This window comes from Scytonema hofmannii PCC 7110, assembly GCF_000346485.2.
GTDB classification, from domain to species: Bacteria; Cyanobacteriota; Cyanobacteriia; order Cyanobacteriales; family Nostocaceae; genus Scytonema; species Scytonema hofmannii.
In genome coordinates, this window is record NZ_KQ976354.1 from 3459173 (window position 1) to 3467736 (window position 8564).

An 8564-nucleotide genomic window follows, 5' to 3' on the forward strand; every position below is an offset into this window, starting at 1 on the left:
CGATCAAATCGTGAGGTTGGGTTGAAGAACAAAACCCAATCTAAGGTTGTTGTGGCTTGGGCTTGGGCTTAGGCTTTGGTAAATCCTTTGGTTTTCCTTCAGAACTGCCCTCAGAACTTTCCTGAGAATTGCCCTGAGAATTGCCCTGAGAACTTTCCTGAGGATTGCCCTGAAACTTCGCTTTGGGCTTGCCTTTAAAGGATGGTTTTCCTTTTGGTGGGGCGGTATCCTTACCAGCTGCTTTCAGCGCTGCTCTTTTTTCTGCGATCGCTGTTGCTTTATCATCTTTACTCGCTTTGAGGAACCTTGGTGCCTTCTCCATTGGCAATCCCAATAATGAGTCAAATTCAAAAGCGTCTCGATGCGGCACAAACTTTGCCTTAATTTGTACAAAAACTGGTTTACCTTGCTCTTCTCTTGGTGCTTTGGGATTAAACCTAAACGGCGGTACCAGTGCGTCTCGCCAGAACAAAGGTAAATGACTGGCTTTCATGTATTTTACTTTTTTTGCTGGTTCCGATTGTTTAATGTGCTCCAGTCGTTCTTTAGTAAAATTCTTGAAAACAGAGATACACGGTGTGCGACAAACTGGAATAAACTGCCACAATCCGCAAAGTTTAAACTCCATGTCAGCGAGTTCATCTGAAATGACCTCTTCATGGCGTCCTTTGTCAAAGCCGACGAGTTGGAAGCCAACGTTGGGCGGTACGTCCCTACCGGGAAAATGAGTAAACCTCGGATATACAACGACCCGTTGGGTAGATTCGCTAGTTGCTTCTATCTCTTTCTTGAGCGCATCAAAAGCTTTCTGTTTGCGTGGAGCATAGAAAAGTGGGTATTCCTTGTTACCGATAGTAATGGTATTGTTGTTCGACTCTCCAAACTTAACCTTGCCTGTGATGACGCCAACTGCTTGAAAGATGGCACTAGGCTCCTCTGGAGCGGTCTTCTGCTCTTCCTCTGGGGCTGTGGGTTGTTCTGGTGCAGGATCTTGCGTTTGTTCAAGGGAAGATTCTGGCTCAGCAGAAGAATTTTCAACTTTTTTGTCGCTGGTAGCTTCTTTTGATGTCATAACTATAAGTAAGCACGTTTTTTTAATGATAAACTTGGGATTGCCTCCCAAGTTTTGTTTTGCTTGTAAAAGTGTTTGAAGAAGCTGTATTGGTATACTAGGCAACTCATCAATATCACTTAAACGCCAGGAGACTAAGGCACGGAAGTCGTAGCGCTGGGATGCGATCGCTTACTGCTTATGGGAAGAGCGATCGTACACTGCAAGCAGTGATATGAATTATACATCAAGCAAAGCATATTCACTCGTTTTCTGACCACAGCGTGCGATCGGCATTCAAACGAAATTTATTTAACTGGTCACTGTAAACTTAGCACCACGAAGCAGCAAATCGTCACGTTGATATTGCGTCAATCCAATACCTTCTCCTAACTCACACCCTTTTACAAGGGTATTTAACCAAATCGTTTGATTTAAAGTTGCACCGCTTAAGTTAGCATTTCTTAAATCGGCACGAGTGAAATTAGTAAATATCAAATCCGCATTCATTAAACTACTTTCGCGTAAGTTTACCTCTGATAAATTACCACGGATAAAGTTAACTTCATCTAAAACTAAACTTGATAAATCTGCTCCTGTCAAATTTGGAAATTTTAACTGATTTGGATTTTGTAAAAACCTCATAACACAAATAATGTTGGATTCATTAAAGCGCATTTTTGTTAGAAAATCATACCGGGCTATACCAAGTTCCTTGAGGTTGTGTAGTCGTTCTTCAGGATTTTGTTCTAGAAACTGGATGGCACTGTTACGCAGGTTTTTAACTGTAGGATTGAGCATGAATAGATTTAAAGTTAATAGCAGTTTTAATATGGTACAACGTTGTCCATTTGATCCTCAAAATAGGACCGCACTGCTTTGTAACAGTGCGGCAAGGGTTTAGGTATAGAGTTTAATGGTTAGTTGGTTTAGATATAATTAGCTACGAGATGGTACTGTCATAAGAGTTAGGTAATATCACCTGTCTCTAGCAGTTTATATTGCGGTTTGATTGCCAGTCCACCTTTCTACATGGACATACTAATCTACAAAGTCAAATAACCGCATTCCGGATTTTACTGAAATATTTTTTTTTGCTAACTACAAGTCAAAATTGCGTATCACGGAGAACATTCGATTAAAATCCAAAATCCAAAATCCAAAATCTAAAATCGAATCACTTATTCGCCCCTGCTTCTTCCGTTGCAAACCAAGCACGCAATACTTCCGCCACTGTCCAAGCTTGGGCGATACAGCCTCGTGGAGTCATAGGAGGGTCACCATCAAAAATTTCACTGAGATTACCGACCCCATGCGATCGCAAATGATTTGCCATGGGTTCTAAAAACTGACGGGCTTGCATGGGATTTTTATAAACACGCAGATGTGCCAAAACAAAGGAACCGATCAACCATCCCCAAGTCGTTCCTTGGTGGTAAGCCCCATCTCTTTCTACGGCATTACCCCCGTAACATCCTTTATAATCAGGACTATCCGGACTCAAAGAACGCAACCCATGGGAAGTGAGCAACATTGTACCACAAATGTCTACAACTTTCTGTTGTTGTTCGGGGGTCAGTGGGCTATTTGGCAATGAGACGGCAAAAATTTGGTTAGGACGCAAGGAGCGATCGCCACCTTCCGGGCTATCTATTACATCGTAGCAGTAACCCATCTCATCATTCCAAAATTTGGAAAAACTGGCTAAGGTGCGGTCAGCCATTGCCTCATACCCTTGATGGGGTTTACCAAGGAGGCGAGCAAACTGTGATATAGTCCGCAACATATTATACCATAAAGCATTCACTTCAATTGGTTTACCAATACGAGGCGTTACCACCCAATCACCAACTTTAGCATCCATCCAAGTTAATTGCGAAGCCTCTTCACCTGCGTAAAGTAACCCATCAGTCATATCGAGATGAATGTTGTATCGCGTTCCCTGACAGTGCCAGTCAATAATATCAACCAATACGGGAAAGAGTTCTTGCAGTAAATCGTTATCTTCTGTCGCACTGTAGTAGTTGCGAATAGCTTCAAAGTACCACAAAGTCGCATCAACAGTGTTATATTCCGGTATCTCCCCAGCATCAGGAAACCGATTGGGTAACATTCCCCGATCTACATATTTCGCAAAGGTGCGAAGAATAGAACGAGCAACTTCCGGTCTTCCAGTGGCAATTGTTAAACCCGGTAGACTAATCATTGTATCCCGTCCCCAGTCACCAAACCAGTGATAACCCGCAATAATAGTCTTGCCATTGGGGTCATCATTTAAGGGGCGCGATACAATAAATTGGTCAGCTGCAAGAACTAATTGATTGATCCAAGCAGGCGTTTCTCTCACATTGATTGGTCGATTTGCTTTCCAATGGCTAATTAACTTCTGCTCCTGCGTCCGTCGTAACTTAAATGCGGCTTCACCATCTAACTCTGGTTCCTTCTCAAGACTCGCAACAAAAGTCACCGATTCTCCAGCATTTAACGTCACTTCAAAAGTAGCAGCATGAAGATGATTTTCGCGATCGCTCAATCCCCGATAACGTTCTACCGCTAAGTCAAAGCCACTTACCCAAGTGTGAGACAGTGAGACTCGAGCATTGTTGCACAGGAGATAAAACGGTACTGCATTTGTCCAAGCGATCGTACAAATTCCCCTCTCAATTTCCTCTATACTCATTTGCCAGTCACTGCTTTGAGTATCGCCGTGATAGTCGCGATAATTTACCATCGCCTTCAGTATCAGCTTCAGGGGTTGCGTTCCACGAAGTAATGTGTATTGAACATAAGTTGTATTTGCACCTTGCTGCATCCAAACGCGTTTTTCCAATAAAGCGTCAGCACAGGCAAAACGCCACGTAGGGGTAGTACCTTGTAAAGAAAAGCGTTCAATATGAAGATAACCATGAGGGCTGACAGTCCCATCAGTCCAACGATTGGTAAACAGTGGATAAAACTGCTCCCCGTACACAGCCGTGTCATCCACTTTAGCCAGCATCAAAGTCCGACCCAAAGGCGGATTGAGAGAAGCAACAAGCAAGCCGTGGTAGCGCCGAGTCAGCAACCCTCCTACAGTACCAGAAGCGTAACCACCTATACCATTGGTAACCAACCACTCTTTTGATTCTACTATATTTAGATAGCCGCAAACTTCTCGGCCAAATTCAACACACATAGCGTCTCTTCCTCTTTCTTCGTGTCCTTTGCGTCTTTGCGGTTCAATAAAAAATGATCTTCGGCCGAGAAAAAAGTCAGGGAACTGCAAAATTAATTATCCCATCTTGGGAGACAAACATCTTTACTCATTCATAATAGGACTTACGCACGCTCTACGAATTCTTGGCGCTCTTGGCGTCTTGGCGGTTGATAAATCAAGGTTTCTAGCAATTTTTGCGTAAGTCCTGCGTAAGATTAATTCTCAATGCGATAGCGTATCAACTGCTTAATTGCCGTTATTGGTAATCCTAAAGTTTGAGCAAGCGCTGCATCGACTTGAGCATATTCAGTCACAGGGAACTCAAATTCCATCTGCTTTAAAAACGAATCAGCAGTAAAAACCTTCACATCAGTCAACTTCTCTCTTCGCTCAATCAGGGCTTCAATAGACATAACAGCAAGCGAAGCCGAGAAATGAACTTTATGTTTTGAGTCGGCGTGTAATTGTGAGGTTGTATCATAAGTATGGCTCAGGACTTGATGCGTTAGCAAACCCGTGCTCAACCAAAAAAACAGCCCTATCAAAGGTATTGGCAGCCAGAACTCCAGTCCTAACTTTATCAGAAATTGCAACCAACGGGGTCGAGTCATAACACAAAGAAAGTTTGATGATTCAATAATCATAATAGGTAATCTTTTTACTAGAAGGGAGTAGTGAATGAGAATCTTAGTTGTAGAGGATGATGTGACTCAGTTACAACCACTACAGGGTGCCCTTTCTAAAGTCGGTCATATTGTGGATAGTACTGAAGATGGTGAAACAGCCCAGTGGTTAATAGAACAAAGAGACTACGACCTCTTGATTTTAGACTGGATGTTGCCTAAGATTAGTGGTGTGAGTCTGTGTCAAAAGTATCGCCAAGCAGGCAAAACGTCTCCAGTGCTGATTCTGACAGCTAAAGATGCAGTTTTAGACAAAGTATCTGCTTTAGATGTGGGTGCAGATGACTATTTAGTTAAACCTTTTAGTTTGCTTGAACTCTTAGCAAGAGTGCGAGCATTGGGGCGCAGAGCGCCACTTTGGCAAGGTGATACCCTAGAGTTAGCCGACCTACAACTACATCTTACTACTCTAACGCTACAGCGCCAGGAAGTTACAGTTCAGCTGTCAGGTCGAGAGTTTCAATTGCTAGAATATTTTTTACGACATCCCCGACAGGTACTGACTCACGATCAAATCGAACAAGCACTTTGGGAATGGAATACACAGCCAGATAGTAAAGCGATAACGATGCTGGTACATCGACTGCGACATCGCTTACAGATGGTGAAAGCAGAAAATTGGCTACAGACCGTTTACGGTATGGGATATCGATTAGTTGCACCCGAATGATGCGATCGCTAATTCCTAACATGTTCAGCCGCAGTCGGCGTAACCTAGCTCGCTGGTTTACGCTTTCTATGGGGAGTATTCTAGTTATCTTTGCAGCAATACTTTACTTTTTAGAAGCCAAAGACCAGTTGCGGGCATTTGACCAAGAGCTTTATAATACAAGTCGGCTGATGGCGGCGGGCGTTGAAGATGGACTTTACCAAGAACAGCAGCGCATTAGCCTCGAAGATGTTCCTATTTTAGGTGGTGAAGCTTTGCCTTTTGGGAGTGAAATTGTTTATGCTCGTTGGTACACTCCCAAAAAGCAACTACTACAGTTTGTTGGTGTCACGCCATCAGAGCGGTTAGATAGTAAACTAGGGTTTCAAACAATTGAGTTAGGCGATCGCATTTCTACCAACGTTCGTCAACATGAATTGCTGCGTCAATTAACACTTCCTGTTTTTCAGGATAAACAATTAATCGGCTATCTGGAAATAGCGACTTCTTTAGCGCCTGTTGAAGAAACCTTATGGTCGCTGAGACTGTTTTTAATAGTAGGTGTACCCATTGCCTTAAGCGTAATTGCTTTGACGGGTTGGCTTCTTGGTGGAATCGCCATGCAGCCAATTCGCGAATCCTACGAACAATTACAGCGCTTTACAGCGGATGCTTCCCACGAGCTACGGACACCTCTTCAGGCAATTCGGAATCATGCTCAGTTTGGTTTGCTAGAACCAATTGACCCCAGTCAACAGCAAAGTTCCCTGCAAAATATTGACCAGAGTGCCGAATCTATGGGAATGCTGATTAGCGATTTGTTAATCTTAGCTCGAAATGAAGGACAGTTAAAGCCAGAGCTACTTAACCTCGTCAATTTGGTTAACTGGCTCTCCGCATTAGTAGAGGAATATACTCACTTAGCAAAGGCAAAAAACTTAGAATTCACAAGCGAATTTCCCGAACAATTGGTCATGTTGAGAATAAATTCAGATTTAATGCGCCAAGCCGTAACTAATCTTCTCAGCAACGCCTGTCGCTACACACCCTCTGGAGGTAAAGTACGCTTACGAGTTTTCCTTCAGTCTCGTTGGGTAATCATTGAAGTACAGGATAGTGGTATTGGGATTCCAAAGGCAGATTTACCCCATATTTTTGAGCGGTTTTATCGAGTAGATAGCGTGCGATCGCGCCATACAGGAGGCTTCGGGTTAGGATTAGCGATTGCACAACAAATTGTCCAGGTACATGGGGGAAAAATTATAGCAACAAGTCGTTTGGGTGAAGGCTCTACATTTCAAATCAAGCTACCGCTAATTTAAATCTAAGCACAGTTGTACTGTTACTTTCTTGTTACTTTTATCTAGTAATTTGAAAATAAGCGTGAGTTCCACACCAGATTGGAGGTCTTAACAAATGAATTACAATCCTACATCCAGCATCCTCCTAACGGCTTTGGTTGCTTTGCTACTCCCTTAAAATCAAAGATTCCAAGTAAGTCTTGTATCGGACAACAAGTTTATAGAATTTAAAAAAAATACGTCATTAGGGCGTTCCATAAAACCAATATCTCATCCTTCCAAAGATATAGAAGGAATAAATGCAGCCAAAATTGTATGAAAATGAGTCAATTAAAAGTTACCAACACTCTAAGACGATCCACAGGAATCGTAGGAATTTTAGGAATTTTAGGGTTGATGATTGGACAAATATGTCTCCATGCAGAAGACACTAAAAGCATCGCTAATCAAATAGAAAAAACAATAAAACCTCAAGACACTTTACTTAGAAGCGCTCTCAGAATTGGCGGATTTTCAATAGTGTCAGGAATAATTTTAATAGAGAGTTCTCGAAAAAAACGTCAGGCAAAGATAGAGCCAGAAATACAGAGAACCCCAGTTTTTACGAATGCGATTGTAACTCCAAGAACTTGTGAAGGATGCAAGCACTACCATGGTGTTGCCTATAATGATGTACCCTTTGTTTGTGCCATGTATCCTTATGGTGTAGAAAAGGATATATGCCCAGATTGGGAAGAAGAAAACGGGTCAACTACCTACACTTCTCTTCGGGAGAGTGGGCGTGGGAGTAAGACCTAATAGCTCTGCCAAACGGTTTACAGCAATTTTCAGGTTATTACCTCACATGGAGTAGAATCAGTGTCCTCCTCCCGCCCTCTATGATTTACGGACAGGGACGCTTTACCACAACAGCATAGTGTGGTAAGGCTCCATCTTCTCCAAGCCTCAAATTATAAGTTTTATTAATCACTCGTATCAGCTTTAATAAAGTTAACTCTCTTGATAAAGTAATGTAACTTAATGTAAATTAAAGTTAAGGGGAACAAACTTCCCCATTCATATATAAATCGTCATCGCAATCATAAAACCATGACAGCAACCTTACAACGCCGCGAAAGCGCAAGCGTGTGGGAGCAGTTCTGTAATTGGATCACCTCCACCGAAAACCGCCTTTATGTAGGCTGGTTCGGTGTCATCATGATCCCTACACTCCTCTCCGCAGCCATCTGCTTCATCATTGCTTTCATCGCTGCTCCTCCAGTAGACATCGATGGTATCCGCGAACCTGTTGCAGGTTCTTTACTCTACGGTAACAACATCATCTCCGGTGCAGTTGTTCCTTCTTCTAACGCCATCGGTCTTCACTTCTACCCCATCTGGGAAGCGGCTTCCTTAGATGAGTGGTTGTACAACGGTGGTCCATACCAGTTGGTTGTTTTCCACTTCCTGATTGGCGTCTTCTGCTACTTAGGTCGTGAGTGGGAATTGTCCTACCGCTTGGGAATGCGTCCTTGGATTTGCGTAGCATTCAGCGCACCTGTTGCAGCAGCTACCGCAGTCTTCTTGATCTACCCCATCGGACAAGGTTCCTTCTCTGACGGTATGCCCTTGGGTATCTCTGGAACTTTCAACTTCATGTTGGTGTTCCAAGCAGAGCACAATATCTTGATGCACCCCTTCCACC

Annotated in this window: 8 protein-coding genes; 4 read left to right on the forward strand and 4 right to left on the reverse strand. The window is 43.0% G+C overall.

What is annotated here, in order from left to right; all coding sequences use genetic code 11:
* Positions 1-40: 40 nt before the first annotated feature.
* The 4 genes from WA1_RS14755 to WA1_RS14770 all read right to left on the reverse strand — a co-directional run bounded on the left by WA1_RS14755 (position 41) and on the right by WA1_RS14770 (position 4858).
* Positions 41-1072: a hypothetical protein gene (locus tag WA1_RS14755; RefSeq protein ID WP_201789094.1), complete on the reverse strand. Its 1032-nt coding sequence runs from the start codon at positions 1070-1072 to the stop codon at positions 41-43.
* Positions 1073-1363: 291 nt separating this feature from the next.
* Positions 1364-1852 carry a pentapeptide repeat-containing protein gene (locus tag WA1_RS14760; protein WP_017742516.1) on the reverse strand — a complete coding sequence of 163 codons (489 nt, stop codon included), beginning with the start codon at positions 1850-1852 and terminating at the stop codon, positions 1364-1366.
* A gap of 376 nt (positions 1853-2228) precedes the next feature.
* A complete protein-coding gene (locus WA1_RS14765) occupies positions 2229-4226 on the reverse strand; it encodes an amylo-alpha-1,6-glucosidase (RefSeq protein WP_017742517.1) in 1998 nt (665 codons plus the stop codon).
* A gap of 236 nt (positions 4227-4462) precedes the next feature.
* Positions 4463-4858, reverse strand: a complete 396-nt coding sequence (locus tag WA1_RS14770; RefSeq protein ID WP_017742518.1) for a hypothetical protein — start codon at positions 4856-4858, stop codon at positions 4463-4465.
* A gap of 67 nt (positions 4859-4925) precedes the next feature.
* Between WA1_RS14770 and WA1_RS14775 the strand changes: the two genes are divergently transcribed.
* From WA1_RS14775 to WA1_RS59780, 4 genes are all read left to right on the forward strand, one after another.
* Positions 4926-5600 (forward strand): response regulator transcription factor, encoded by a 675-nt coding sequence (locus tag WA1_RS14775; RefSeq protein ID WP_017742519.1) that lies wholly within the window; start codon positions 4926-4928, stop codon positions 5598-5600.
* A 20-nt stretch (positions 5601-5620) separates the two neighbouring features.
* Entirely contained in the window at positions 5621-6901 is a 1281-nt protein-coding gene (locus tag WA1_RS14780; RefSeq protein ID WP_017742520.1) for a sensor histidine kinase, read from the forward strand.
* Positions 6902-7201: 300 nt separating this feature from the next.
* Positions 7202-7678 (forward strand): hypothetical protein, encoded by a 477-nt coding sequence (locus tag WA1_RS14785; protein WP_272819139.1) that lies wholly within the window; start codon positions 7202-7204, stop codon positions 7676-7678.
* Positions 7679-7969: 291 nt separating this feature from the next.
* On the forward strand, positions 7970-8564 hold a 595-nt coding region (locus WA1_RS59780; protein ID WP_473163455.1), incomplete at its 3' end, for a photosynthetic reaction center family protein.